The 2,620-nt window shown below is 44.6% G+C and carries 2 protein-coding genes; both read left to right on the top strand.

The annotated features are described in order from the left end of the window. Positions 1 to 246 precede the first annotated feature (246 nt). Positions 247 to 1,815, top strand: coding sequence for an IS21 family transposase (gene istA, locus ADIARSV_RS10655; RefSeq protein ID WP_016195518.1), 1,569 nt, complete (start codon positions 247 to 249; stop codon positions 1,813 to 1,815). A gap of 1 nt (position 1,816) precedes the next feature. Continuing rightward, positions 1,817 to 2,533 carry an IS21-like element helper ATPase IstB gene (gene istB, locus ADIARSV_RS10650; RefSeq protein WP_016195517.1) on the top strand — a complete coding sequence of 239 codons (717 nt, stop codon included), beginning with the start codon at positions 1,817 to 1,819 and terminating at the stop codon, positions 2,531 to 2,533. Positions 2,534 to 2,620 lie beyond the last annotated feature (87 nt).

Here is a 2,620-nt window from a genome sequence, read left to right as displayed (position 1 = left end):
ATATTCTGGTGCATGTTGACCCCCCAGTTATGGTTTCCAATTCCGGTTTACAGTAAAGATTTTTTATAGCTTTTACTGACATTCCGGCGGATACTGACCCCACCCAAGGTATTAAAGATTTTGTAATGGAGCATATTGACCCCTCTGGATCTGCATTAAACAGTGTCTAATGGAGCATGTTGACCCCCTCTTTAATTTGATTTGGCTTATTTAGGTGAATAATATTTCACTTAATCAGCATACTTGATGGCCGGAAAACCGAAAGCAATGAGTCAGATCAAACAATTATTACGTCTTCATAAACAAGGCGATTCCATCAAAAGTATTGCCCGCAATCTAGGCATCAGCAAGAATACAGTGAAGTCTTATATCTCCAAACTAGGGGCAGGTACTATACCGGTTTCTGAACTTATGGACATGGAAGATCCTCTTTTAGAAGGCAAATTCCATGTTGGCAGCCCTGCCTATAAGGATCCCCGGTTCGAATATCTCCGTGAAAACCTAGCCTACTATGCCAAAGAACTGGAGTCAGTGGGCATGACCCGGCTCCTTCTTTACGAAGAGTACGAGGCAGGTTGTAAACCCGCCTACAGCTATCCCCAGTTCTGTTTCCATCTCCGCCAGCAATTGGTTGCCAGGCGTCCAGGTATGCGCCTTGAGCACCTTCCCGCAGATAAGCTCTTTGTTGACTTCGCTGGTAAGCAGATGCATTATATCAATAGGGATACCGGAGAGTTAATCGGCTGCCAGATATTTGTTGCATCGCTCCCTTTTTCTGATTACTGCTTTGTTATGGCTGTTAGAAGCCAAAGGGTAGATGATTTCCTATATGCGCTCGAATGTTGCCTGAGGGAACTTGGAGGGTCTCCAGCGGTATTGGTACCAGATAACTTAAAGTCCGCGGTGATCAAGGCAAACAGGTTTGAGCCTGAGATCAACCGTGCACTTGAGGATTTTGCCAACCATTATGGCATTACCGTCATCCCCACAAGGTCGAGAAAGCCAAAAGATAAGGCCTTGGTAGAGAACCAGGTTAAGTTGGTATATAACCGCGTTTATGCACGGCTCAGAAACCGCCAATTCTTCGATATTGAGTCCCTTAACCAGGCTATCAGAGAAAAGGTAAAGGCACATAATCAGACACGGATGCAACAAAAGCCCTATTGCAGGGAAGAAAGGTTTCTTGCCGCAGAAAAGCACCTGCTCCAACCACTACCGGGCGAAGGCTTTGAGGTAAAGTACTATTCAGAGCCCAAAGTGGCACATAATAATCATATTTATCTTGGGAAGGACAAACACTATTATAGTGTTCCCTTTGCATATGTAGGGCTAAAGGTCCAGGTGATCTACACCAGGAGCATGGTAAAGATCTATGCAAGAGGTAAGCAGATCGCGGTACATATAAGGAACCTGAACCCGGCAGGCTACTCCACACAAAAAGAGCATCTAAGTTCCCATCACCAGCATTATCTGGACAGAAGTCCCGATTATTATATTGCCCGGGCGAAGGAGAAATCTCCTGAACTTCACTTGTTATTCCAGATGGTCTTTGGACAAAACAGACATCCTGAACAGCTGTACCGGACCTGTGACGGCTTGTTAAGGTTACAGAAAACCGCATCCTCTGAAGCATTTTCTAGCGCATGTGAGCTGGCAATGGAATGCCGTAACTTTTCATACATGTTTGTTGAACGGATCTTAAGGAATAATATGGTCGGTCATCAGGATACAGCAAAACAAGAAAAGTCACTTCCCGAGCATCAGAATATCCGGGGCAAAGAATATTATTCACAATCAACAATTAAATACTCATAAAATGAACATTGAAACACAATTTAAGCAATTGCGTCTGCATGGTATGAACCGGAGCTGGCTGGCTTTGGCAGAAACAAGAAAACTACATGAGCTTACCTTTACAGAGGGAATGGAGGTACTTCTTCAGGCAGAGTCTGATGATCGGGATGGAAAACGGTTTGAAAGGCTCCAGCTGAATGCAAACTTCCGTTACAGGGCTTCAATTGAGGAACTGAAGATGGATGCAAAGAGAGGTCTTGACAAGGCTACTGTCGCAGTTTTTGCTACCGGTGAGTACATACCCAAAGGTGAGGCCATATTGATTTGCGGTTCCACGGGCACAGGGAAATCGTTTCTCGCTTCTGCTCTGGGACACCATGCTTGTACGCAGGGATACAGGGTGGCTTACTTCAATGTGCAGAAGTTATTGTTAAAGACAAAGATGAGCAGGATCGACGGAAGTGTTTTCAAGTTCTTCGAAAAGATATCAAAAGCAGACCTACTTATCCTGGATGATTTCGGGCTGACGCATCTTGAACAGCAACAACGGATAGATATGCTGGAAATCATTGAGGACAGGCATGCAAAAAAGGCAACGATAATAGCAAGCCAGCTTCCCGTGGAAAAGTGGTGGGATGTCTTCGGAGATTCAACTTTAGCGGATGCATTTTTAGATCGTATGGTGCACACTTCATACCGAATTGAACTAAAAGGTGAAAGTCTAAGAAAAAAAAGGTAAAATTGTCATGCCGTCAGCTATGACAGGCCAAATCCCCAAGTGGGGTCAGTATGATGCATTACTGGGGTCAGCATGACCAGAATATCC

Source organism: Arcticibacter svalbardensis MN12-7, assembly GCF_000403135.1.
Lineage (GTDB): Bacteria > Bacteroidota > Bacteroidia > Sphingobacteriales > Sphingobacteriaceae > Arcticibacter > Arcticibacter svalbardensis.
The sequence above is the reverse complement of the archived record's forward strand: the minus strand, read 5'-3'. Positions and strand labels throughout refer to the sequence as shown.